General features: G+C 68.4%; 19 protein-coding genes. 11 read left to right on the plus strand and 8 right to left on the minus strand.

Annotated features, from left to right (window positions below):
* Positions 1–93 precede the first annotated feature (93 nt).
* From PA6_RS19855 to PA6_RS19870, 4 genes are all read left to right on the plus strand, one after another.
* Entirely contained in the window at positions 94–417 is a 324-nt protein-coding gene (locus PA6_RS19855; RefSeq protein WP_021702755.1) for a hypothetical protein, read from the plus strand.
* A gap of 162 nt (positions 418–579) precedes the next feature.
* Positions 580–2,685, plus strand: coding sequence for a molybdopterin oxidoreductase family protein (locus PA6_RS19860; protein ID WP_021702756.1), 2,106 nt, complete (start codon positions 580–582; stop codon positions 2,683–2,685).
* 121 nt (positions 2,686–2,806) lie between these two features.
* Positions 2,807–3,136, plus strand: coding sequence for a Grx4 family monothiol glutaredoxin (grxD, locus tag PA6_RS19865; RefSeq protein ID WP_021702757.1), 330 nt, complete (start codon positions 2,807–2,809; stop codon positions 3,134–3,136).
* A gap of 65 nt (positions 3,137–3,201) precedes the next feature.
* On the plus strand, positions 3,202–3,696 hold the full coding sequence (locus tag PA6_RS19870) for a hypothetical protein (protein WP_021702758.1): 495 nt from the start codon (positions 3,202–3,204) through the stop codon (positions 3,694–3,696).
* 2 nt (positions 3,697–3,698) lie between these two features.
* Here the strand turns inward: PA6_RS19870 and PA6_RS19875 are convergent, their stop codons facing one another.
* The 3 genes from PA6_RS19875 to PA6_RS19885 form a co-directional block, all read right to left on the minus strand.
* Positions 3,699–6,809: a transglycosylase domain-containing protein gene (locus tag PA6_RS19875; RefSeq protein WP_043217116.1), complete on the minus strand. Its 3,111-nt coding sequence runs from the start codon at positions 6,807–6,809 to the stop codon at positions 3,699–3,701.
* A 101-nt stretch (positions 6,810–6,910) separates the two neighbouring features.
* Positions 6,911–8,527 carry an FMN-binding glutamate synthase family protein gene (locus PA6_RS19880; protein ID WP_021702760.1) on the minus strand — a complete coding sequence of 539 codons (1,617 nt, stop codon included), beginning with the start codon at positions 8,525–8,527 and terminating at the stop codon, positions 6,911–6,913.
* A 60-nt stretch (positions 8,528–8,587) separates the two neighbouring features.
* Complete coding sequence (locus PA6_RS19885) at positions 8,588–9,538, minus strand: LysR family transcriptional regulator (RefSeq protein WP_021702761.1); 951 nt, start codon at positions 9,536–9,538, stop codon at positions 8,588–8,590.
* Positions 9,539–9,697: 159 nt separating this feature from the next.
* Between PA6_RS19885 and PA6_RS19890 the strand changes: the two genes are divergently transcribed.
* From PA6_RS19890 to PA6_RS19910, 5 genes are all read left to right on the plus strand, one after another.
* Positions 9,698–11,200 (plus strand): efflux transporter outer membrane subunit, encoded by a 1,503-nt coding sequence (locus PA6_RS19890; protein ID WP_021702762.1) that lies wholly within the window; start codon positions 9,698–9,700, stop codon positions 11,198–11,200.
* A gap of 8 nt (positions 11,201–11,208) precedes the next feature.
* Entirely contained in the window at positions 11,209–13,347 is a 2,139-nt protein-coding gene (locus PA6_RS19895) for an FUSC family protein (RefSeq protein ID WP_021702763.1), read from the plus strand.
* Entirely contained in the window at positions 13,337–13,537 is a 201-nt protein-coding gene (locus tag PA6_RS19900; protein WP_021702764.1) for a DUF1656 domain-containing protein, read from the plus strand. Before PA6_RS19895 ends, PA6_RS19900 begins: the two co-directional genes overlap by 11 nt.
* Before the next feature lie 20 nt (positions 13,538–13,557).
* Positions 13,558–14,454, plus strand: a complete 897-nt coding sequence (locus tag PA6_RS19905) for an efflux RND transporter periplasmic adaptor subunit (RefSeq protein ID WP_021702765.1) — start codon at positions 13,558–13,560, stop codon at positions 14,452–14,454.
* A gap of 175 nt (positions 14,455–14,629) precedes the next feature.
* Positions 14,630–14,893 carry a DUF2790 domain-containing protein gene (locus PA6_RS19910; protein WP_021702766.1) on the plus strand — a complete coding sequence of 88 codons (264 nt, stop codon included), beginning with the start codon at positions 14,630–14,632 and terminating at the stop codon, positions 14,891–14,893.
* A gap of 51 nt (positions 14,894–14,944) precedes the next feature.
* Here the strand turns inward: PA6_RS19910 and metR are convergent, their stop codons facing one another.
* Positions 14,945–15,865 carry a transcriptional regulator MetR gene (gene metR / locus PA6_RS19915; RefSeq protein ID WP_021702767.1) on the minus strand — a complete coding sequence of 307 codons (921 nt, stop codon included), beginning with the start codon at positions 15,863–15,865 and terminating at the stop codon, positions 14,945–14,947.
* Between the two features lie 111 nt (positions 15,866–15,976).
* Here metR and metE point away from each other — a divergent pair, with 111 nt between their 5' ends.
* Positions 15,977–18,283, plus strand: coding sequence for a 5-methyltetrahydropteroyltriglutamate--homocysteine S-methyltransferase (gene metE / locus PA6_RS19920; protein WP_021702768.1), 2,307 nt, complete (start codon positions 15,977–15,979; stop codon positions 18,281–18,283).
* Positions 18,284–18,766: 483 nt separating this feature from the next.
* Here metE and PA6_RS19925 read toward each other — a convergent pair whose 3' ends face one another.
* From PA6_RS19925 to PA6_RS19940, 4 genes are all read right to left on the minus strand, one after another.
* Positions 18,767–19,459, minus strand: a complete 693-nt coding sequence (locus tag PA6_RS19925) for a 4'-phosphopantetheinyl transferase family protein (RefSeq protein WP_021702769.1) — start codon at positions 19,457–19,459, stop codon at positions 18,767–18,769.
* A 225-nt stretch (positions 19,460–19,684) separates the two neighbouring features.
* Positions 19,685–20,464, minus strand: a complete 780-nt coding sequence (locus PA6_RS19930; protein WP_021702770.1) for a dienelactone hydrolase family protein — start codon at positions 20,462–20,464, stop codon at positions 19,685–19,687.
* Positions 20,465–20,531: 67 nt separating this feature from the next.
* Entirely contained in the window at positions 20,532–21,404 is an 873-nt protein-coding gene (locus tag PA6_RS19935; RefSeq protein ID WP_021702771.1) for a serine hydrolase domain-containing protein, read from the minus strand.
* On the minus strand, positions 21,401–22,042 hold the full coding sequence (locus PA6_RS19940) for a DUF502 domain-containing protein (protein WP_021702772.1): 642 nt from the start codon (positions 22,040–22,042) through the stop codon (positions 21,401–21,403). Before PA6_RS19940 ends, PA6_RS19935 begins: the two co-directional genes overlap by 4 nt.
* A gap of 168 nt (positions 22,043–22,210) precedes the next feature.
* On the opposite strand from PA6_RS19940, the gene PA6_RS19945 reads away from it, so the two are divergent.
* On the plus strand, positions 22,211–22,816 hold the full coding sequence (locus PA6_RS19945; protein WP_021702773.1) for an outer membrane beta-barrel protein: 606 nt from the start codon (positions 22,211–22,213) through the stop codon (positions 22,814–22,816).
* Positions 22,817–22,846 lie beyond the last annotated feature (30 nt).

Raw genomic sequence — 22,846 nt, forward strand, 5'->3', positions numbered from 1 at the left:
TTTCCCTAAGCCAAAGCGATGAAATATCGCAAGGTGTGGCGTCAGTTCGCCATCACTCCTAGAATGCGCGCCTCGTCACAAAACGGAGTCTCCATGAAAGGATTTAAAGCTTCTGCGGTATTCCCTATCGTCCTTGCTAGCCTGGGAATAGAAGTTCACGCCGAGCCCCTGCTTATTCAAGGCTCTGATAAGAGTGACTTTTCCATCCGCTGTGAGAAGGACGGTAAGGTCACACTTGAGATTTTTGACCTCAACAAGGATGACAGTATGAGGATCGCTCGAGACATCTATATCGAAGATCAAGGCAATGGTCGCAGTCGGATCATATTCAGCCACGGATTTATCGTTGCTAGGGATCAATCAACCTATGTAACAGCGGCAGATGAAAACTGCTCGTTCTCAAAACGGGTGATCTAGCGGTTCCAGCGTCACTCCAGCGTTGCCGTCATCCTTGCATCGGTGGCCCTGATAGCCGCCGATTCACGCGGTAAAGGCCGCTGGCCAACCCTGCCAGCTGCCGCCATAGTCCTGTTTTCACGACCCGACCGGTCGTCTCGAGCAGAACAATGAGGCTAGGCCATGACCAAGACCCTCCATCACCGTGCCTGTCACCTGTGTGAGGCCATCTGCGGCCTGACCATCGAAACCGAGGACCGCGACGACGGCCGCCATATCCTGTCGATCAAGGGCGACGCCCAGGACAGCTTCAGCCGTGGCCATATCTGCCCGAAAGCGGTGGCCCTGCAGGACATCCAGAACGACCCGGACCGCGTGCGCCAGCCGCTGCGCAAGGTCGATGGGCAGTGGCAACCGATCGCCTGGGAAGCTGCCTTCGCGCTGGTCGCCGAGCGTCTGTCGGCGATCCAGGCCGAGCACGGCAAGAACGCCGTGGCCGTGTACCAGGGCAACCCCAGCGTGCACAACTACGGGCTGATGACCCACAGTAACTACTTCCTCGGCCAGCTGAAGACGCGCAACCGCTTCTCCGCCACCTCGGTGGACCAGCTGCCGCACCACCTGACCAGCTACCTGATGTACGGCCACGGCCTGCTACTGCCGATTCCGGACATTGACCACAGCCAGTTCATGCTGATCCTCGGCGGCAACCCGCTGGCCTCCAACGGCAGCATCATGACCGTGCCGGACGTGGAGAAGCGCCTCAAGGCGCTCAAGGCGCGCGGCGGCAAGCTGGTGGTGGTCGATCCGCGGCGCAGCGAGACGGCGGCCATGGCCGACCAGCATATCTTCGTGCGCCCGGGCAACGACGCGGCGCTGCTGCTCGGCCTGCTCAACACCCTGTTCGAGGAAGGCCTGACTCGCGAAAGTCACCTGCCGGTCAACGGCCTGGAACAGGTGCGTGAGGCCATCGCGCCGTTCAGCGCCGAGGCCATGAGCGCGCGCTGCGGCGTGCCGGCGCAGGACCTTCGCCAGCTGGCCCGCGACTTTGCCGCGGCCGATTCGGCGGTGTGCTACGGGCGCATGGGCGTCTCCACCCAGGCCTACGGCAGCCTGTGCCACTGGCTGATCCAGCTGATCAACCTGGTCACCGGCAACCTCGACCGCGTCGGCGGCACCCTGTGCACCAGCCCGGCCGTCGACCTGGTGGCGAGCACCTCGGGCGGGCACTTCAACGTCTGGCAGAGCCGCGTCTCCGGCCTGCCGGAATACGGCGGCGAGCTGCCGGTGGCGGCCCTGGCCGAGGAGATGCTCACACCCGGCGAGGGGCAGATCCGCGCGCTGGTCACGGTGGCCGGCAACCCGGTGCTGTCCACCCCCAACGGCCGTCAGCTGGAGCAGGCCCTGGACGGGCTGGACTTCATGGTCGCGGTGGACCTCTACATCAACGAGACCACCCGCCACGCCGACCTGATCCTGCCGCCCACCGCGCCGCTGGAGCACGACCACTACGACACCACCTTCAACATGTTCGCCGTGCGCAACGTCACCCGCTTCAACGAGCCGGTGCTGGCCAAGCCTGAAGGTGCGCTGGACGACTGGGAGATTTTTGTCGGCCTGGCCCAGGCCTTCGCCGCGAAGAACGGCACCGAGCTGAAGCCGACCATGCCGCCGCAGCAGATGATCGACATGGGCCTGCGCTTCGGCCCCTACGGCGACAAGTCCGAGCACAAGCTGAGCCTGGCGGCGCTGCGCGACGCGCCTCACGGCATCGACCTGGGTCCGCTCAAGCCGAACCTGGCGGCGCGCTTGAAGACCGAGTCGAAGGCCATCGAGGCCGCACCGCCGCTGCTGGTGGCGGACCTCGCGCGCTTCGCCGCCGAGCCGCTGCCGGCAGAGGGCGAGCTGCTGCTGATCGGCCGGCGCCATGTGCGCAGCAACAACTCCTGGATGCACAACTACCAGCGCCTGGTGAAGGGCAAGCCGCGCCACCAGCTGCTGATGCACCCCGACGATATGGCCGGCAGAGGCCTGAGTGACGGCCAGCGCGTGCGCGTGCAGTCGCGGGTCGGAGTGATCGAGGTGGAGGCCCTGGCCAGCGACGAGATGATGCCCGGCGTGGTCAGCCTGCCGCACGGCTGGGGCCACGCCCGGCCGGGGGTGCAGATGGCGATTGCCAGCGCCCAGCCCGGCGCCAGTGCCAACGACCTGACCGACGAGCGCCAGCTCGACGCGGTGTCCGGCAACGCGGCGCTCAATGGCGTGCCGGTGCGCGTGGGGGCGGCGTGACAGGGTGGCTGCTCGGGCTTGAGTGCGGTGTGCTCAAGCCCGAGCCCGCCGCTGGGTCTTTCGTGTACAATCACGCCACCGCGCCCGGCACAGGTCCGGGAAAGTTCAGACGAGGTGAGTCGTGGATATTATCGATACCATCAAAGAGCAGATCGCCAACAACACCATCCTGTTGTACATGAAAGGCTCGCCGAACGCGCCGCAGTGCGGCTTCTCCGCTCGCGCCGCACAGGTGGTGATGGCCTGTGGCGAGAAGTTCGCCTACGTGGACATCCTGCAGAACCCGGAAATCCGCGCCAACCTGCCCAAGTACGCCAACTGGCCGACCTTCCCGCAGCTGTGGGTGGCCGGCGAGCTGGTCGGCGGTAGCGACATCATGACCGAGATGTTCGAGAAAGGTGAGCTGCAGACCCTGATCAAGGACGCCGCCGAGAAGGCCAAGGCCGAGTAAGGCGTTGCGTTACCCCCGAAAGCCGATGCCTGTGCATCGGCTTTTTTGTGTCCGAGGATTCATGGATGAGCAGATTTCTGCTGCTGGGCCTGGCCCTGCTGAGCGCCAGCGCCCAGGCTGATTGTGCCTACCGCGCCCTGGCCATCGAGCCCGAAACGCCCGCGCTCTATGTCGGTATCGGCGAGCGGGTGCGGGTGGAGTTCGACAACTACAAGCTGGACGGCGAGGTGGACAGCTTTCCCGAGCCGCCCCTGCGTATCCGTGCTGTTCAAGGCGGCAAGGCCTGCGAGGTGGAGGGCGGCATCTGGCTGCGCAACGCCGTGCTGCTGGATGCCAGCGAGCAGCGCCTGCTGGTGCAGAGCTTCAGCGGCGCCGGCGGCGAGCTGACTTTCTACGACACCAGCAGCTGCGCGCAGCTGGCCCGAGTCGAGCTGCCGGAGGCGAGCTGGGCACTGCAGGGCGAGCAACTGGTGATCGGCCGCACGTGCAGTGCGGCCGGACTGGCCCACTGCGCCGAGCGTGAAGTGCACACCCTGAACCAGCAGTGCCTGCCGCAATGAGGCTATAGCCGGCGCACCTGCACCGCGCCAGGTGGCTGGCCGCAGCCGGTTTGCGCGGCCGGCTCCAGATAGGGTGTAAGGAGCGGCGCCATGCCCTTGAGCACCTGTACCGGCAGCGCCGAGGTGAAGCGGAACTTCTCCGCTGCCTGGCCGGGCACGAAGGCGGTTAGGGTGCCGAAATGGCGCGGCCCCAGGTAGAAGACGAAGGTGGCGGTGCGGTTCATTGCCCGTGAACTCAGCACGTGGCCGCCACGGGTGGTGCTCTCGATGCGGTTGTCGCCGGTGCCGGTCTTGCCGCCGAGCACCAGTGGCGTGCCGTCGGCCAGCTGGAAGCTGCCGTGCAGGCGCCGCGCGGTGCCGGCCTCCACCACCTGCGAGAGGGCGCCGCGCAGGGCCGCCGCCACTTCCGAGGGCAACACCCGCTGGCCGCGCTGGCTGTCCTGCTGCAGCTGCGTTTCATAGGGCGTGGCGGCGGCGAAGTGCAGGCGGTCGATGCGCACGCTGGGCTGGCGGATGCCGTCGTTCTGGATGATGCCCATCAGCTCGGCCAGCGCCGCCGGGCGGTCGCCGGAGCTGCCGATGGCGGTGGCCAGCGACGGCACCAGGTGCTCGAAGGGGTAGCCCAGGCGCTTCCAGCGCTGGTGGATATCGAGAAACGCCTCGACCTCCAGCAGGGTGCGGATACGGCTGTCGCGCGCGCTCTTGTGGCGGGTCTTGAACAGCCAGCCGTAGACCTCCTGGCGTTCCTCGGCGCTGGCCGCCACGGCGTCCTTGAAGGTCGCCTGCGGATTTTCGATCAGGTAGCCGAGCAGCCACAGCTCCAGCGGGTGCACGCGGGCGATGTAGCCCTGGTCCGGCAGGCTCCAGGCGCCGGGACCGTAGTCCAGATAGAGAGCCTGGAGTTTCTTGTCGGTGAGTTTCTCGGCCTTGTCGTTGGCGTGGGCGCGGATGAAGGTGGCGAAGGTCGCCTGGTCCACCTCCGGCATCAGGTAGCGGTGCACGGCGGCCAGGCGCACGGCGGTGGGGCGCAGGCCTTCGAGGAAGGTGTCCAGGCGCTGCTGGGCGCTCTGCCCCTGGTACTTGCGCCAGAAACGCAGGAGGAAGGTAGTGCCCTCGCGGTCGGCGAAGCGCTTGAGGTAGCCCGCGCGCAGCGGGTGCTGATCGTCCTGCAGCAGCGCCGCGCTGTTGTTGGCGCCGTGGTAGGTGCTGTAGCGCACCAGGTCGCGCAGCAGGCGGATGAACGGCAGGTTGATCGACTCCTGCAGGGCCACGCGCAGGGTGGGAATGCGCGCGTTGTCCTCGCGCTTGAAGTTGCTGAAGCTGTGCGCGCCGCCGCCGGTGAAGAAGGTTTCGTAGGGGTTGGCCGAGTACTGGCGCTCCAGCGCGGCTTCGAGCGTGTCGCGCAGGCCGAGTTCGGGCTTGGCGATCAGCTGGTCGAGCACCCAGCGGCTCAGGTGGTCCTGCGCTGCCACCTCGACCCGGCGCAGCGCCTCGGGACTCTGCCCGGCATAGCGGCCGTGCAGCTCGGCGATCACTTCCAGGTAGGTGGTCAGCACCCGCAGCTTGGCGGTGGAGCCCAACTCCAGCTTGCTGCCCTCGTTGAGGTCGAAGGGCTGGTCGGTGTTGTCGGTCTGCACCCGCACCCGCGCACCGTCGGGGCTGCGCTCGAACAGGGTGAAGCTGTAGCGCACCTCGGCGGTCTTTTCCGGCGACAGCAGGCGCTCGCCGAACAGGCCGACCTGCCCGGCGAACTCGGGGTCGGCCAGTTGGCGCAGGTAGGCGCTGACCTGCTGCTGCAGCGCATCGTTGAGGGTGCTGGTGGCGGCCAGGTCGAGGCGGTCGAGGTCGTACAGCGGCAGGTTGAGCAGGCTGGAGAGGCGCGAGCGGGCCACGCTGATGCCCTTGTTGGCCTGCACCGGCTGGATCGCCGGGTACTGCTGCAGGTCGCGGAATTTCAGGCGCTGTGCCAGCGCTGCGTCGCGCAGGGTCCAGTCGATCACGCCGCCGCCGGCCAGCACGCGGATATGGCTGTCGGTCAGCGCTTCCAGCTCCTTGCGCCCCTGGGCCAGGTAATAGGAAGGGCGGCGCTGGGCGATCATCAGCGCCAGCACCTGGCGCAGCGCCAGGCCGCGCTCTGCGCGGTTGGCCAGCGGCGTGCGGGCCGGGTCGAGGAGGGCGTTGACCCGCGCGAAGTCGGCGCCGAACCACACCCGCAGGCCGTCGGCCAGGCCATGCACTTCGCCATGGCCGGGCGCGGCGGAGAGCGGCACGCTGTTCAGGTAGTCACGCACGATGCGTTGCCGCGCCGCCAGTGTCTGCGGTCCCTGCTGGTAGGCGCGCACGCTGGCGGAGACCATCTGCCGCAGCTTCTCCATGGCCGACAGGGTCAGGCCGTCCGGCGAGTGGCGGTATTTCTCCAGCTGGGTGGCCAGGGTGCTGCCGCCGGCGGACTGCTCCTGGATGGCGAAGCTCTTGCCCACCTGCGACAGCGCCGCCTTGGCGAAGCGTGGCCAGTCCACCGCCGGGTTGGCCAGCGGCTGGTCTGCAGCGAGCAGGTGGCGGTTCTCGATGAACAGCAGGCTGTCCACGACCAGCGGCGGAATGTCGGTGAACTGCGGGTAGAGCTGCTGCGGGTAGCGGAACAGATAGAGCGGCTCGCCGCGGCAGTCAGCGATGGCCAGGCCGGCCTGCTGCTTCTCGGCGAAGGGCGGGAAGAAACCGTGCATGGCGTAGGCGAGCAGGGGCGGGGACTGGCGCGCCTGGGCGGTGATCAGGAAGTGCCGCTCGCGCAGACGTTCCAGCAACAGCGGCAGGTGGGTATAGCCCAGGCGTTTATCGAAGGGGCCGTCGCTGGGGAACCGGATGGCGCTGCTGGGGCCAGGCTCGACCCGGTAGCTCAGGGTGGCCGCGTAGCGGCTGAACTCGCGGGCCTGCAGGCGGGCGTTGGTGAACTCGCGATAGGCGGCGATGCCGAGGGCCACCAGCGCGAGTATCAGCAGCGGCCAGAACAAGCGACGCCAGCGCCGGGGCGGCTTTTTCGGCAATAAAGCTGGCTCTGGATCGCTCACGGGGAGCGCAGTCTGGTGTGCTTCAGCGTGCCATGGAACGCCCATGATCGACTGGCCTGGCTGCCTGGGAAGCCTGCTTTAACTGCAAGCTTAGTTCGCCCCGGGCCGGTAGCGGGCATTCCGTCGTCGGCGACCAGCGGTGGCGGTCAACCGGGTTGGGCAGCGTCGAAACTGTCGGCCCGCGCCATCGCCCACATGCGCCGGTAGAACTCGCCGGAAACCTCCTCGCGCAGCAGCTCGCCGGGCTTGAGGAACACGTGCAGCTGCGAGTACAGCTTGATCTCGCTGGCCGACATGCGCCGCACCAGGTGCCTGGCCTCGATCTGCGCAGGATGGCTGAGGCCGGCGGCGGCGATCATTTCGGCCAGGGCCTTGAGCGTATTGCGGTGGAAGTTGTGCACCCGCTCGGCCTTGTCCGGCACCACCAGGGCGCGCTGGCGCAGCGGGTCCTGGGTGGCCACGCCGGTCGGGCACTTGTTGGTGTGGCAGCTCTGGCTCTGGATGCAGCCGATGGCGAACATGAAGCCGCGCGCCGAGTTGGCCCAGTCGGCGCCCAGGGCCATGACGCTGGCGATATCGAAGGCGCTGACGATCTTGCCGCTGGCGCCGAGGCGGATATGCTCGCGCAGGCCGCAGCCGACCAGGGTGTTGTGCACGAACAGCAGGCCTTCGCGCAGCGGCACGCCAATATGGTCGGTGAACTCCAGTGGCGCCGCGCCGGTGCCGCCTTCCTTGCCGTCGATGACGATGAAGTCGGGCAGGATGCCGGTCGCCAGCATGGCCTTGGCGATGCCCATGAATTCCCAGGGATGGCCCAGGCACAGCTTGAAGCCGACCGGCTTGCCGCCGGACAGCTCGCGTAGCCGGGCGATGAACTGCAGCAGCTCGGTGGGTGTGGCGAAGGCGCTGTGGCGTGCTGGCGAGATGCAGTCCTGGCCCATCGGCACGCCGCGGGTCAGGGAGATTTCCGCGGTCACCTTGTGCCTGGGCAGGATGCCGCCGTGCCCCGGCTTGGCGCCCTGGCTGAGCTTGATCTCGATCATCTTCACCTGCGGGTTCGCCGCCTGTTCGGCGAAGCGCTGCGGGTCGAAGCGGCCCTGCTCGTCGCGGCAGCCGAAGTAGCCGCTGCCCAGCTCCCACACCAGGTCGCCGTCGTGCTCGCGGTGGTAGGGGCTGATGCTGCCTTCGCCGGTGTCGTGGTAGAAGCCGCCCAGGCGCGCGCCCTGGTTGAGCGCGCGGATGGCGTTGGCGCTGAGCGAGCCGAAGCTCATCGCCGAGATGTTGAACACCGATGCCGAGTAGGGCTGGGTGCACTGCGGCCCGCCGACACTGACGCGGAAGGTGGCGGGGTCGCAGTGCGCGGCCGGCAGCATGGAATGGCCGATGAACTCGAAGCCGCTGCGGTACACGTCGCTGAGGGTGCCGAACGGCTTGTCGGCGCCCTGGTTCTTGGCCCGCGCGTAGACCAGCGAACGCTGCGCGCGGGAGAACGGCAGCTCGCCGCCGTCGGCTTCCAGCAGGTATTGGCGGATCTCCGGGCGGATGGCCTCCACCAGGTAGCGGATATTGCCCAGGATCGGGTAGTTGCGGCGCACCGCCTGGCGCGTCTGCAGCAGGTCGTTGACCCCGACCAGGCTGAGCAGGCCGCTGATCAGCGTCAGCGGCCACAGCCAGGCGTGTGCGCCCAGCCAGGGCAGGCTGACCAGGGTGAAGAGTACGCAGCAGGCGAAGAAGGCGTAACGGTTCAGCAGCGACAGGCTCATGCGGGCTCCGGTGGGGCGAGTTCAGCCACAGGGTAGGCCGAACGCGCCGCGCTGTCGCCCTCAGTGGCCGCGCAGGCGCAGGCTGATTTCGCTGACCGCTGCCTCGTCGGCCTGCAGCCGTGCGGGCAGGAAGTCGCGCATGAATTCCACCCAGGTGCGGGTCTTGGCATCGAGGAACTGCCGCGACGGGTACAGCGCGTAGATGCCCAGCGGGAACAGCCGGTGGTTGGGCAGCACGCGCACCAGGCTACCGTCGCGCAGGCCGCCGACCGCCGAGTACAGCGGCAGCGCGCCGATACCGATGCCGGCCTTGATCGCCTCGGTCATGGCGTCGGCGGTGTTGACCTGGAACGGCGTCTGGCGGATCTGCACCTGCTCCTGGCCGTCCGGGCCCTCGAACAGCCACTTGTCCAGGCCCATCACATTGTTGACCAGACGCAGGCAATGGTGCGCGCCCAGCTCGCTGACCTGGCGCGGCACGCCCTGGCGCGCCAGGTAGGCGGGCGAGGCGCACAGCACGCTGTAGGTACTGCCGAGGTGCTTGGAGATGAAACCCGAGTCGGGCAGCTCGCTGGCGATCACCACCGAGAGGTCGTAACCCTCGTCGAGCAGGTCGGTGTTGCGGTTGGCCAGGGTCAGCTCGAAGCCGACGTCCGCATGCTTCTGCTGGTACTCGGCAATCGCCTTGATCAGGTAGTGCTGGCCGATGCCGGTCATTGCATGCACCTTGAGCACGCCGACCGGGTGGGCGTTGGCCTCGCCGGCCTCGGCTTCGGCTTCATCGATGTAGGCGAGGATCTGTTCGCAGCGCAGCAGGTAGCGCTGGCCCGCCTCGGTCAGGGCGATGCGCCGGGTGGTGCGGTGCAGCAGGCGGGTGCGCAGGTGGGTTTCCAGGGTGGCGACGGCGCGCGAGACATAGGAGGTGGTCAGTGACATGCGCTGGGCGGCGGCGGTGAAGCTGCCGGTCTCCGCCACGCAGACGAAGGCGCGCATGTTGAAGAGGGTGTCCATGAAGGGTTCCGCTGGGGAGGGAGAGGAATTCTGTCACCGAAGTCTAGCCGTGATTATTGCTATTTCAGTACACAATCCATCATCTAACCCTGCGCTTATCCGCCGCACGCAGCCCCTCTAGAATCGCGGCCTTCCCGGCTGTTCTCTGGATGTAGCGCAGTGCCCCGCACCCCTTGGCCGCTTCTCGTGCGTGCCAGTCTGTTGACCCTTTTCTGCCTGCTCGGCGCCTGTATCGACAGCAGCGGCATCCTGCCCCAGGGACGCCGTCTGGCGGCGCAGCAGCTCGACCCCGGCGCCGACCTGCGTCGCGCCGAGCGCGAGGCGGCCTGGCCGCAGGCACGCTGGTGGCAGGCCTACGGCGATGCCCAGCTGGACGCCTGGATGACCCAGGCGCTGGCCAGCAGCCCGAGTCTGGGCCAGGCCGCGGCGCGGGTGCGGCGGGCGCGTGCCCTGGCCGGCGTGGTGGAAGCGGCGGAAGCGCCGCAGCTGGAGCTGCAGGCCAGCGCACAGCGCCAGCGCTGGCCGGATGACTACTTCTACGGCCCCGGCGTGCTCGGCCGCACGAGCAGCTGGAACAACAGTGCCCAGCTCGGTTTCAGCTACGACCTCGACCTCTGGGGCCGCGAGCGCAGCCGCAGCCGCCAGGCCATCGACCAGGCGCGCCAGACGGTGGCCGAGGCGCGCCTGGCGACGCTGGAGCTGCAGGGCAACCTGGTGCGCAGCTATATACGCCTGGCCCTGCAGTACGCCGAGCTGGATATCGCCGGCGCGCTGCTGGAGCAGCAGCAGGCGCTGCTGCGCCTGGCCCGGCGGCGCCTGCACGACGGCATCGGCACGCAGCTGGACGTCAGCCAGGCCGAGCAGCCGCTGGCGGAGAGCCGGCGGCAGATCGATGCGCTGCACGAGGCCATCGTCCTGAGCGGACACCAGCTGGCCGTGCTGGCCGGGCAGGGGCCTGGGGCCGGTGAACGCCTGCGCCGGCCAAGCCTGTCGCTGCAACGTCCGCCCGGCCTGCCGGCGCAGCTGCCGCTGGACCTGCTCGGCCATCGCCCGGACCTGCAGGCGCGGCGCTGGCAGGTGGCCGCCGCCGCGCGCGGCATCGAGGTGGCCAGGGCCGACTTCTACCCGAATGTCGAGCTGCGCGCCGCGCTCGGGGGCAGCGCGACCCAGGGCGGCCTGCTCGACGTGCTGCACTACGACAAGCTGACCTACCACCTGGGGCCGGCGCTGAGCCTGCCGCTGTACGACGGCGGGCGTCGCCGCGGCGAGCTGGGCGTGGCCAGCGCCGACTATGACCTGGCCGTGCAGCAGTACAACCAGAGCCTGCTGCAGGCCCTGCAGCAGGTGGCCGACGCTCTGGCGCGGCAGCATTCGCTGGCCCAACAGGCGCAGTTGGCCGCCGAGGCGGTGCGGGTGGCGCGGCGTAGCAGCGAGCTGGCGCTGCTTGCCCAGCAGCGCGGGCTGACCGGTTTCGACGCGGTGCTGCAGAGCCAGCTGCCGCTGCTCGAACGCCAGCGCGTCGAGCAGCAGGTGCGCGCCGCCCAGCTCGCCGCCCAGGCCGACCTGCTCCTGACCCTGGGTGGCGGCGTGCGCCCGGACGGCCCGCCCGAGTCCGCCCTGTCCACGCAGCCACCGCGCCTGCGCCTGCTTCCCCAGCCCTGAGAATTTCCATGCCGCATTCCCTGCACGCCGCGCTGACCGACTGGGCGCGCCCCTGGCTCTTCGTCGCCAAGGTCCTGCTCAGCGCCTTTTTCGCCCTCTGGCTGGCCTACCGCCTGCAGTTGCCGCAGCCGAGCACGGTGCTGGCAACGGTGTTCATCGTTACCCAGACGCAGAGCGGCCAGGTGCTGGCCAAGAGTTTCTACCGGCTGGTCGGCACCCTGCTCGGGCTGGTGGTGATGGTGCTGCTGATCGCCCTGTTCAACCAGGAGCGGGTGCCGTTCATGCTCAGTCTGGCGCTGTGGATCGGCCTGTGTACCGCCGGCGCCGCGCGCTACCGCGACTTTCGCGGCTATGCCTGCGTGCTGGCCGGCTACACCGCGCTGATGATCGGCCTGCCAGCCAGCCAGGCGCCCGAACAGGCCTTTATGCAGGCGCTGTGGCGGGTGCTGGAGATCGTCCTCGGCATTCTCTGTGCCGGCCTGGTGCATGGCCTGCTGCTGCCGCAGCGCAGCAGCGATGAGTTGCGCAGCCGCCTGCAGGAGCGTTTTCGCGAGTTCGCCGACTTCGCCTGCGCAGGGTTGCGCGGCCAGCTCGACCAGCAGCGCTTCGAGAGCAGCAACGTGCGCTTTGCTGCGGCGGCGGTGAGCCTGGAGAACCTGCGCAGCGCCACCGCCTTCGAGGACCCGCACATGCGCCTGCGGCATGGCCGGCTAGGGCGCCTGAACAACGAGTTCATGGTGCTGTCGACGCGCTTCCACGGCTTGCATCAACTGCTCCAGCGCCTCGCCGGGGCCAGCGGCCAGCGGGTGTGCGAGGCGCTGCAGCCGAGCCTCAGCGAAGTCGATGCGCTGCTCGCGCCGCTGCACCTGCGGCCGTGCAGCGAAGCCGATGCGGTGCGCCTGGCCGCGGGCCTGGAAGCGGCCAAGCCGGTGCTGATGCAGCGCATCCGCGAGGGCCGCACGCACTTGCTGATGGGCGCGCCTGATGAGGCGCAGCGGCTCGACTACGACACCGCCGCCGAGCTGCTCTATCGCTTCCTCGACGACCTGCATGCCTACCTGCAGACCCATGCCTCGCTGCTCGACCACCGGCACGCGCGCGAGGACTGGCAGGAGCGTTTCCGCCCGCGCGCCAACAGTGCGGCGGCGGCCGTGGCCGGAGTGCGCAGCGCGTTGCTGATGTTGCTGCTCGGGCTGTTCTGGATGGCCAGCGCCTGGCCCAGCGGCGCGACCTTCACCCTGACCGCCGGCATGGTCGCGGCGCTGGCGGCCAGCTCGTCGAACCCGCGGCGGCTGTCCTGGCAGATTGGCTGCGGCGCCCTTGGCGGTGCCTGCCTGGGCGTGCTGCTGACCTTCCGCGTGCTGCCCTGGGTCGAGGGTTTCGTCCTGCTCTGCTGTGCGCTGGCACCGGTGTTCGCCCTGGGTGCCTGGCTCTGCGCGCGGCCACGCACGGCCGGCTATGGCCTGGGCCTGCTGATGTGGTTCTGCATGCTGGCGCTGCCGGCCAACCAGACCCTGTTCGACCCCCTGCGCATGTTCAACGAATACCTCGCCGCGCTGCTCGCCATGGGCCTGGCGACGCTGGCCGCCGGCGTGATCCTGCCGCCCGACCGGCCCTGGTTGTGGCAGCGCCTGGAGCGTGACCTGCGCCTGTGCGTGGTGCAGGCGGTGCGCGGGCGCCTGCGTGGTCTGGTCGGCGAGTTCGAGAGCGGCACGCGTGACCTGTTCAGCCAGGCCTATGCCTTCTCCACGGGGCGTAGCGACGTGCAGCGCCGGCTGCTGCGCTGGATGTTCAGCGTGCAGGAGATCGGCCACGCGCTGATCGAGCTGCGCCTGGAGCAGGCACGCCTGCCGGCGCTGGACTGCTACGCCGAATCGATGCCCTGGCGGCACTCCGTGCGCCTGCTTGGGCGGGCGCTGATCCGCCTGTTCGCCCAGCCCGGCGAGGCCAACCGGCAGCGCGCCCTGCATGCGGTGGAGCAGGCCATCGATACCCTGCGCGCCACCGCCGAGCCCTGCGCGCCGCAGTTCGACAGATCGCCGTTGCGGCGCATGCTCAGCTACCTGCATTTCATCCGCAGCGCGCTGCTCGACCCGCTATCGCCGCTGCGCAGCAGCGACCTCGGGAGCTTCGCCCATGCCGCGTGAGGTGGCCCTGTTCGGCCTGTACCTGCCGAGCCTGACCCTGCTGTTCCTGCTGACCCTGCCGCTGGCCTGGGCGCTGGACCGGCTGTTCGCCTGGCGCGGCCTGTACCGCCATGCCTGGCACCCGACGCTGCTGCGCGTGAGCCTGTTCACCTGCCTCTACTGCGCCCTGGCGCTGACCATCTATCACTGACCCTTTAGCAGAGAAACAGCATGTCCTCGAAACGTCTCGTCAGCGTCTGCGCGACCCTGTTGCTCTTCGGCCTGGCCGTGCTGCTGGTGCGCAGCCTGTGGCTGCACTACATGGATGCCCCCTGGAGCCGCGATGGCCGGGTACGCGCCGACATCATCAATATCGCCCCGGATGTTGCCGGCCTGGTGGTCGAGGTGGCCGTGCGCGATAACCAGCAGGTGGCCAAGGGCGACCTGCTGCTGCGCATCGACCCGGCCCACTACCGGCTCGCCGTGCAGCAGGCCGAGGCGCTGCTGGCGGCGCGCCAGGCGGCGCTGGCGATGCGTACGGTGAACGCGCGCCGGCGCGCGGACATGGACGACCTGGTGGTGTCACGCGAGAGCCGCGAGGACGCCGGCCACCTGGCCGCTGCGGCCCTGGCCGAGTACCGGCAGGCCCAGGCCCAGCTGGAAGCCGCCCGGCTCGACCTGCAACGCACCGAGGTACGCGCCACGGCGGCCGGCTACATCACCAACCTCAGCGTGTTCGTCGGTGACTATGTGCGTGTCGGCGAAGCCAGCATGGCCCTGGTCGACAGCGGCTCGTTCTACGTCAACGGCTACTTCGAGGAAACCCGCCTGCCGCGCATTCGCGTTGGCGCGCCGGTGCAGCTGCGGATGATGAGCGGCGAGCGCCTGCGCGGGCATGTCGACAGCATCGCCCGTGGCATCTACGACCGCGACAACCCGCAGAGCCGCGAGCTGACCGCCGACGTCAACCCGACCTTCAACTGGGTGCGCCTGGCCCAGCGGGTGCCGGTGCGCATCCAGCTCGACGAGGTGCCGCCGGGGCTGCAGCTGGCCGCCGGAATGACCTGCACCCTGGTAGTCGGCGAAGCCGACGAGACGCCCGACGAATTGTTGTTCAGCCTGCAATAGTGCTTGCGCACATCGCGCGTATATCGCTGCCGGGGCGCCACCTAAAATGGTCCCGCCTCCCACGATGAGGCGCAGCCGCCAGGGGCTTCCCTCTACCGGGCCCATCTGGCGGCGACTTCGGCCGCCGCTACCGGCGCGGCCGAAGACCTTTTCCCTGTCTTCAGGAATACTGCCGATGAGAGCTTTTACCCTGCTGGCCCTGGCCGGCCTGACCCCGTTCGCCTTCGCGGCGCAGCCTGCGCACGACAGCACGACTGAGCAACCGCCCGTGGAAGTCTATGTCTACGGCATGCAGCTGGACGTGGCGCATGTGATTGCCACCACCGATGTGTCGAGAGTCTGCGGCGTGACCTCGTCGATCATGACCTACGAGGACCACCAGGGCCGCGTGCACCGCCTGCAGTACCGGGTACAGGGCGGCGGCTGCATCGACGGCTGAACGCCGTCACGCAGCACCCGATGCCCGGCCCAGTGCCGGGCATCGTCGTTTTCAGCCACGTGCCGCGCTGACGCCTTCGAGGGTGGCGAACGAGGTGTCCTTGGCGGTCAGCAGGAAGTCGCGCATGAAGGGGGCATCGAGCATGTCGGCGCGGATGGCGGCGAACAGGGTGCAGTACAGGCCCTTGTCGCCCAGGCGCTTGGCGGTGACGTAGCCGCGCGAGCTGTATTCGTGCAGTGCCCAGTTGGGCAGGCAGCATACGCCGCGGCCCGATGCCACCAGCTGCATCATCATCACCGTCAGCTCCGAGGTGCGCACCTGCGCCGGTTCGATGTCGGCTGGCTCGAGGAAGCGGGTGAAGATGTCCAGGCGGTCGCGGTCGATCGGGTAGGTGATCAGCGTCTCGCGCTCCAGGTCCTCGGGCTGCACGTAGGGGCGGCTGGCCAGGGCGTGCTGGTTTGCCACCGCCAGCAGCGCCTCGTAGGTGAACAGCGGCACGTAGGTGATGCCGCTCATTTCCACCGGGTCGGACGTCACCACCAGGTCCAGGTCGCCGCGCGACAGCGCCGGTAGCGGCGCAAAGGAGAAGCCCGAGGCCAGGTCCAGCTCCACTTCCGGCCAGGCGTCGCGGAACTGGTCGATGGTCGGCATCAGCCACTGGAAGCAGCTGTGGCATTCGATGGCCATGTGCAGGCGGCCGGCAGTGCCACCGGCCAGGCGCGCCAGGTCACGTTCGGCGGCGCGCAGCTGCGGCAGCAGGCTGTCGGCCAGCTGCAGCAGGCGCAGGCCGGCGCTGGTGAAGCGCACCGGCTTGGTCTTGCGCACGAACAGCTGCATGCCTAAGCGCTCCTCCAGCTCCTTGAACTGGTGGGACAGCGCCGACTGGGTCAGGTGCAGGCGCTCGGCGGCCTCTACCAGGCTGTCGGTCTCACGCAGGGCGTGCAGCGTCTTGAGGTGGCGCAATTCCAACATGAGCGAATCTCAATGAATGAAACTTGTGATGATCACGAATAGGTTGAGTTTGTCTCATGATGCGCTCGGTGTCGAGAATGTGCGCCATTCACGAACACTGGAGACAGACAGATGGCATTGGCACACAACCTCGGCTTTCCGCGCATCGGCCGCGACCGCGAACTGAAGAAGGCCGTGGAGGCCTACTGGAAAGGCGAACTGGACGAGACCGGTCTGCGCGCCGTCGGCCGCGAGCTGCGCGCCGCCCACTGGCAGCTGCAGAAGGACGCCGGCATCGAGCTGCTGCCGGTCGGCGACTTCGCCTGGTACGACCAGGTGCTGAGCCACTCGCTGATGTTCGGCGTAATACCCGAGCGGTTTCACCAGCACGGCGGCAAGCCGAGCCTGGACACCCTGTTCGGCATGGCCCGAGGCGTGAGCAAGAACACCTGCTGCGGCGGCGCGCATGCGCAGCCCCTTCTCGCACAAGAGCTAACCAAGTGGTTCGACACCAACTACCACTACCTGGTCCCCGAGTTCACCGCCGACCAGCAGTTCGCCCTGAGCTGGGAGCAGTTGTTCGAGGAGGTGGAGGAGGGCAAGGCCCTGGGCCACGCCCTCAAGCCGGTGCTGATCGGCCCGCTGACCTACCTGTGGCTGGGCAAGTGCAAGGGCCGCGAGTTCGACAAGCTTGACCTGCTCGAACGCCTGCTGCCCGTCTACGGCGAGATCCTCCAGCGCCTGGCCGCCCAGGGCATCGAGTGGGTGCAGATCGACGAGCCGATCCTCGCCCTCGACCTGCCGCAGGACTGGAAGAACGCCTTCGAGCGCGCCTACAACCTGCTGCAGAAGGAGCCGGGCAGGAAGCTGATCGCCACCTACTTCGCCGGCCTGGAAGACAACCTCGGCCTGGCCGCCGGCCTGCCGGTGGACGGCCTGCATATCGACCTGGTGCGTGCGCCGGAACAGTTCCCGGCGATCCTCGACCGCCTGCCGGCCTACAAGGTGCTGTCGCTGGGCGTGGTCAATGGCCGCAATGTCTGGCGTACCGATCTGGAAAAGGCTCTGGACCTGCTGCAGCAGGCCCATGAGCGCCTGGGCAGTCGTCTGTGGGTGGCGCCGAGCTGCTCGCTGCTGCACAGCCCGGTCGACCTGGCCCGCGAGGACAAGCTGGATGCCGAGCTGAAAAGCTGGCTGGCCTTCGCTGTGCAGAAGTGCCGCGAAGTGGCCGTGCTGGCCCAGGCCCTGCGCGAGCCGCAGGCCGCCGAAGTGCAGGCCGCGCTGGCCGAGAGCCGCCAGGTGCAGGCCAGTCGGGCGCAGTCGCCACGTATCCACAAACCGGCCGTGCAGGCGCGCCTGGCGGCGATCACGGCTGCCGACAGCCAGCGCCAGTCGCCGTTTGCCGAGCGCATTGCCAAGCAGCGTGCGCTGCTCAATCTGCCGCCATTCCCCACCACCACCATCGGCTCCTTCCCGCAGACTTCAGCCATCCGCCTGGCGCGCCAGTCGTTCAAGGCCGGCAAGCTGACGGCGGCCGAGTACACCGAGGCCATGCACGCCGAGATCCGCCATGCGGTGACCGTGCAGGAACAGCTGGGCCTCGACGTGCTGGTGCATGGCGAGGCCGAGCGCAACGACATGGTCGAGTACTTCGCCGAGCAGCTGGACGGCTACGCCTTTACCCGTTTCGGCTGGGTGCAGAGCTACGGCTCGCGCTGCGTCAAACCGGCGGTGATCTACGGCGATCTGAGCCGCCCACAGGCGATGACGGTGGCCTGGATCGAGTACGCGCAGCGCTGCACCGACAAGCTGATGAAGGGCATGCTGACCGGCCCGGTAACCATGCTGATGTGGTCGTTCCCGCGTGACGACATTTCCCGCGAACAGCAGGCGCGCCAGCTGGCCCTGGCCATCCGCGACGAGGTGGTCGACCTGGAGGCGGCCGGCATCCGCATCATCCAGATCGACGAGGCGGCGTTCCGCGAAGGTCTGCCGCTGCGCAAGGCGCAATGGCAAGGCTATCTGGACTGGGCCACCGAGGCCTTCCGCTTGTGTGCCTCGGGCGTGCGCGACGAAACCCAGATCCATACCCACATGTGCTACAGCGAGTTCAACGACGTGATCGAGTCCATCGCCGCCATGGATGCCGACGTGATCACCATCGAGACCTCGCGCTCGGACATGGAGCTGTTGGACGCCTTCGAGCGCTTCGACTACCCCAACGAGATCGGCCCGGGGGTGTACGACATCCACTCGCCGCGCGTACCGGACAGCAGCGAGATGGTGCGCCTGCTGAAAAAGGCGGCGCAGCGGGTGCCGGCCGAGCGCCTCTGGGTCAACCCGGACTGCGGCCTGAAGACCCGTGGCTGGGCGGAGACCGAAGCGGCGCTGGTCAACATGGTGGCAGCGGCACGGCAGCTACGGGCGGAGCTGGCCTGACCCCGTGCTAGGCATTCCGCTCACCCACGTGTGGGAAAGGGTGGGGGAGCAATCCCTCTCCCCAGCCCTCTCCCGTGAACGGGAGAGGGGGCGTTGGCGTAGCGCGGATGCAATCCGGGAGCGGGGTTCGGCTGTGCCGCCATCCCGGATTGCATCCGGGCTACGGTGGGCCTGACGGTGGCGCCGATCTTCCCCTCTCCCTCTGGGAGAGGGGCGGGGGTGAGGGCTGTCCAGGCGACTCGTGGTTCTTCCCTCTCCCCAACCCTCTCCCGTAAACGGGAGAGGGGGCGCTGGCGTAGCGCGGATGCAATCCGGGAGAGGGGTTCGGTTGTGCTGCCATCCTGGATTACATCCGGGCTACGGTTGGCCTGACGGCGGCGCCAATCTTCCCCTCTCCCTCTGGGAGAGGGGCGGGGGTGAGGGTTGTCCAGGCGACTCGCGGTATTTCCCTCACCCCAACCCCTCTCCCGAGGGGGAGAAGAGCTATACCGCCACCACGCTCAGCAGATAGCCGTCGAATTCCACGAAGTGCCCGTCCAGCTCACTGCCGCGCGGCCAGTCGGCATGCAGGTCGAGCAGCAGGCGCAGGCGTGCCGTTGCGCCGTCCACCGCCAGCAGCTCCGCGTCGTGGAAGTAGAAACGGGTCAGCACCAGCGGGTAGAGCGCCTTGAACAGACTCTCCTTGAGCGAGAAGGTCAGGGTCACCCGCCGGGCGAATGCTTCCGGGTCCAGCCCGGCGGCGCGTTGCAGCTCGGTCGGGGTGAGGATCTCGCCGGCCAGCCTGGCGGCGCGCTCGGTGCTCAGGTGCTTCTCCAGGTCGATGCCCAGGCCGCGCCAGTCGCGCGCCAGGGCGACCATGGCGGCGGCTCGGCCGGCGCCGTGGGTGATGGAGCCGACGGTGCCGGCGGGCCACAGCGGTGCGCCGTCTTCATCACGCCCCGGCACCAGCGTCTGGCCACAGAGCTGGTGCAGGGCCTCGCGGGCGCACAGGCGGCCGGCCAGGTACTCGGCCTGGCGCTTGGTCACGCCGCGCACCGGGGTGATGCCGCTATCGGGGAAGTCCTCGGGCCTGAGCTGCGCCGTGTCGAAATGCGCGCTCACCAGCCGGGTGGCGGGCAGGGGCAACGGCGCGGGGGAGGGCAGCAGTTGGCAGAAAGGCGGGGTGGGCAGGCTCATGCCCGGCATTCTGCCGTGGCCGGGGTGTGCAGGCCAGGCGTTTACATTTCTTTGCACAGCAACAACGAAGCACTACAGAGCAAACGCTTGTTTCTGGTCAGAATGGGACATGCGTTCCAAGTGGACGCTGGTGAGGTTGTAGCCGGAGCGGCGAATCGCCCATCCGGTTTTACTCTGCTGATACGAGTGCGGGAGTCCCCAGGGACTCCCGTTTTTTTTGCAGCGCTAGAACACGTCCTTGAACAGCGCCTGCATATCGGCCCAGGAGCGCTCGTCGGCTTCCTTCTGGTAGCCCAGGTCGAGGCCATGGCCCTTGTGCGCATCGGCATCCGGGTTGCTGAAGCCGTGCTTGGCGCCGGGCAGCTCGACGAAGCGGTAGTCGGCGCCGGCCTGGTCCATCTCGGCCTTGAACGCGGCGATCTGCTCCGGGGTGACGAAGCTGTCGGCGGCGCCATGCTCGACCAGTACCTTGGCCTTGACGCTGCCGGGCGTGGCCGGCGTGGCGGTGACCAGGGCGCCATGGAAGCTCACCACGGCCGCCAGCGGCAGGCCCTGGCGGGCCATATCCAGCACCACCTTGCCACCGAAGCAGTAGCCGATGGCGGCCAGCCTGGCCGGGTCGGTCTGCGGCTGCGCCTTGAGCAGGTCTAGGCCGGCCTGGAAGCGTGCCTTGGGGATGGCGGGGTCGGCCAGGGCGGCGTTCATGAAGGCCTTGGCGTCGTCCGGATGCTGGGTGTTGCGGCCGTCGCCGTACATGTCCACGGCCAGGGCGCTGTAGCCGAGGGCGGCGAGGTCGCGGGCGCGGCGCTTGGCGTAATCGTTCAGGCCCCACCATTCATGCACCACGATCACGCCGGGCCGCGGGCCGCTGATGGCGTCGTCCCAGGCGTGGTAACCGACCAGGCGGGTGCCATCGGCGGCGGTGTAGGGGACTTCACGGGTCTGGATGGCGGCCTGGGCCATAGTGGAGCAGCACAGCAACAGGGCAGTCAGTAGTGGGCGCATGGATATCTCCCGGTGGATAGAATGGAGGTTGAAGCCTAGCCGGTCTGCACCGACAGCTGGCCTTCGGTTAGCGCTGCGCGTCATCGATGCTGCGCAGCTGGCGTACCACCTCGGCCTCGACAGTACCTTCCGCGCCGTCTTCGAGGAAGACCGCGCAACTTGCCGTGGCGCCGCGGTACACCGCGATCACGCTGCCCGGCCCGCTGCCGCTGTGTCCGCTCAGATAGAGACCGCCCGCTTCCGGACCGAGCATCAGGCCCAGACCATAGCCAGGCGCGATCCAAGGGCGCCCGGCAAGCGGGCCGCCGAGCCGGTGCGGCGTGCGCATCTGCTGCAGCAGCGCCGGCGGCAGGAAGTCGCCGCCCAGCAAGCGCTCCAGCAGCAACGCGGCCTGGTCCAGCGGGCCGACCAGCAGGCCGTGGTAGACCCAGGCGGGATCATACCCGGCGGGAGCGCCGGCGCCCCAGTCGGCGCGGCGGCGCGCCAGACGCACCTGCGTCAGGCCCAGCGGCGCCAGTACGCAGCGCTGCAGGGCCGCGTCCAGCGGCAGGTCCGTGACCCGCTCCAGCAGCCGAGCGACGTACAGGTAGCCGACATTGGAGTAGCGCCAGCCTTGACCCGGCGGATAGCGCAGGCGGCTGGCGTCGAGGCGCTGCAGCATCTCCTCGGCCGGCCAGGGCGCTGCCTGGCTGGCGACGGCGGCGTGGTAGTCGGCGAGTTCGCCATAGTCCGCCAGCCCGGCCTGGTGGCGCAGCAACTGGCGCAGGCTGAAAGGGCCGTCGGCCAGCTCGGCGTCCAGCTCCAGCAGGCCGTCGCGCACCAGCGCCAGGGCCGCAGCCGCGAGCACCGTCTTGCCGAAGCTCCACCAGGGTAGTGCGCTCTGGGTGGGCGCGCGTGTCAGCAGGTGGCCGGCGCTGGCCAGCGCGACGTGCAGGGTCATCCGCGCGTTGCCGTCGGCGGCGTGATGCCCATCGACACATAGATGCTGGTGAACCTGTCCATGCCCATCTCCGCCGGCTTGACCCATTCCACCGGCACGTAGAGCAGGCCACCGCCCACCGGCACCGGCGCGGTGGGCACCAGGATGGCGTGGTAGGCGCGGCCGTCGATCTCGACCGGCTCGGGGTTGGGCAGCAGCGCCAGCACGGCGGTGCCGTCGCCGCCGAAGAAGCACCACACCGGGCGCATGGCGGCCAGGTCGGCATTGTCCTTCTGGTCGAGCAGACCGACGAAACGGTCGGCCAGGCCGTACAGGTTGCCGAGCAGCGGGATGCGCCGCAGGGTGCGGTCGAACAGCCGGCGCAGCGGCCCCTTGAGGCCCAGCTGCACGGCCAGGCCGAGCGGGTAGAGCGCTACCACCAGGGCCAGGGTGCCGAGCAGCCAGGCCAGCTCCGGGCTGCTGACGAAAGGCTGGCCGAGCCCGGCGAACAGCTTGCCGATGAAGCTGGTCGGGCCGATCAACTGGTTCAGCAGGCTCACCAGCCAGCCCAGCAGGGCCAGCGACAGCGCCAGCGGCAGCAGGGCGATCAGGCCGGCCAGCCAGGTGGCGAGCAGGGAGTGGAAGCTGCGTTTGAACATGGGCGGAAAAATCCTTGTGCGGTAGGCGTGCCAAGGCTAGAGCAAAAGCCCGGCGCAGCCATGCATTTTCGTTCAGCGTTGGTTCAGCAAGGGTTCAGCGGCGGTTCAGGGCCGCGTTGGCAACATGGTCCCCGAGTTCAGCCACTGTCCCAACGCGGAGAAAACATCATGAAAAACACCCTGAGCAAACTCGCCCTGGCCACCACCCTGACCTGCGCCGCCGTCGGCGCCAATGCCGCCGACAACTTCGTCGGCCTGACCTGGGGCCAGACCGATAACAACATCCAGAAGTCCCATGCGCTCAATCAGAACCTGGACAACCCCAAGCTGGATAAAGTCATCAACGGCAGCGGCACCTGGGGCGTGCGCGCCGGCCAGGTGGACCAGGACGGCCGCTACTACATGACCTACGAGAACGTCTCCGACAGCTACCAGGGCTACAAGCACCGCCAGCAGAACCTGCTGGGCAGCTACGACGTGTTCGTGCCGCTGGGCGACAACGGCACCAAGCTGTTCGGCGGCGCCACCCTCGGCCTGGTCAAGCTGGAGCAGGAGTCCAGCGGCTTCAAGCGCGACAGCGACATCGGCTACGCGGCCGGCCTGCAGGTGGGTATTCTGCAGGATCTGAATCAGAATGCGTCGATCGAAGCCGGTTACCGCTACCTGCGCACCAACGCCAGCACCGAGATGGCCCCGCACGACGGCGGCAAGGTCGGCTCGCTGGACCTGCACAGCAGCGGCCAGCTGTACCTCGGCGCCAGCTACAAGTTCTGACCTACCAGGGAGAAGGCCGGGCGCACAGCC

This window comes from Aquipseudomonas alcaligenes NBRC 14159, from assembly GCF_000467105.1.
Classification (GTDB): Bacteria; Pseudomonadota; Gammaproteobacteria; order Pseudomonadales; family Pseudomonadaceae; genus Aquipseudomonas; species Aquipseudomonas alcaligenes.

Coding starts and splice junctions, on each gene's coding strand:
- PA6_RS19855 (WP_021702755.1), top strand. CDS start 94: ATGAAAGGATTTAAAGCTTCTGCGGTATTCCCTATCGTCCTTGCTAGC.
- PA6_RS19860 (WP_021702756.1), top strand. CDS start 580: ATGACCAAGACCCTCCATCACCGTGCCTGTCACCTGTGTGAGGCCATC.
- PA6_RS19870 (WP_021702758.1), top strand. CDS start 3,202: ATGAGCAGATTTCTGCTGCTGGGCCTGGCCCTGCTGAGCGCCAGCGCC.
- PA6_RS19875 (WP_043217116.1), bottom strand. CDS start 6,809: ATGGGCGTTCCATGGCACGCTGAAGCACACCAGACTGCGCTCCCCGTG.
- PA6_RS19880 (WP_021702760.1), bottom strand. CDS start 8,527: ATGAGCCTGTCGCTGCTGAACCGTTACGCCTTCTTCGCCTGCTGCGTA.
- PA6_RS19885 (WP_021702761.1), bottom strand. CDS start 9,538: ATGGACACCCTCTTCAACATGCGCGCCTTCGTCTGCGTGGCGGAGACC.
- PA6_RS19895 (WP_021702763.1), top strand. CDS start 11,209: ATGCCGCATTCCCTGCACGCCGCGCTGACCGACTGGGCGCGCCCCTGG.
- PA6_RS19900 (WP_021702764.1), top strand. CDS start 13,337: ATGCCGCGTGAGGTGGCCCTGTTCGGCCTGTACCTGCCGAGCCTGACC.
- PA6_RS19905 (WP_021702765.1), top strand. CDS start 13,558: ATGTCCTCGAAACGTCTCGTCAGCGTCTGCGCGACCCTGTTGCTCTTC.
- PA6_RS19910 (WP_021702766.1), top strand. CDS start 14,630: ATGAGAGCTTTTACCCTGCTGGCCCTGGCCGGCCTGACCCCGTTCGCC.
- metR (WP_021702767.1), bottom strand. CDS start 15,865: ATGTTGGAATTGCGCCACCTCAAGACGCTGCACGCCCTGCGTGAGACC.
- metE (WP_021702768.1), top strand. CDS start 15,977: ATGGCATTGGCACACAACCTCGGCTTTCCGCGCATCGGCCGCGACCGC.
- PA6_RS19925 (WP_021702769.1), bottom strand. CDS start 19,459: ATGAGCCTGCCCACCCCGCCTTTCTGCCAACTGCTGCCCTCCCCCGCG.
- PA6_RS19930 (WP_021702770.1), bottom strand. CDS start 20,464: ATGCGCCCACTACTGACTGCCCTGTTGCTGTGCTGCTCCACTATGGCC.
- PA6_RS19935 (WP_021702771.1), bottom strand. CDS start 21,404: ATGACCCTGCACGTCGCGCTGGCCAGCGCCGGCCACCTGCTGACACGC.
- PA6_RS19940 (WP_021702772.1), bottom strand. CDS start 22,042: ATGTTCAAACGCAGCTTCCACTCCCTGCTCGCCACCTGGCTGGCCGGC.
- PA6_RS19945 (WP_021702773.1), top strand. CDS start 22,211: ATGAAAAACACCCTGAGCAAACTCGCCCTGGCCACCACCCTGACCTGC.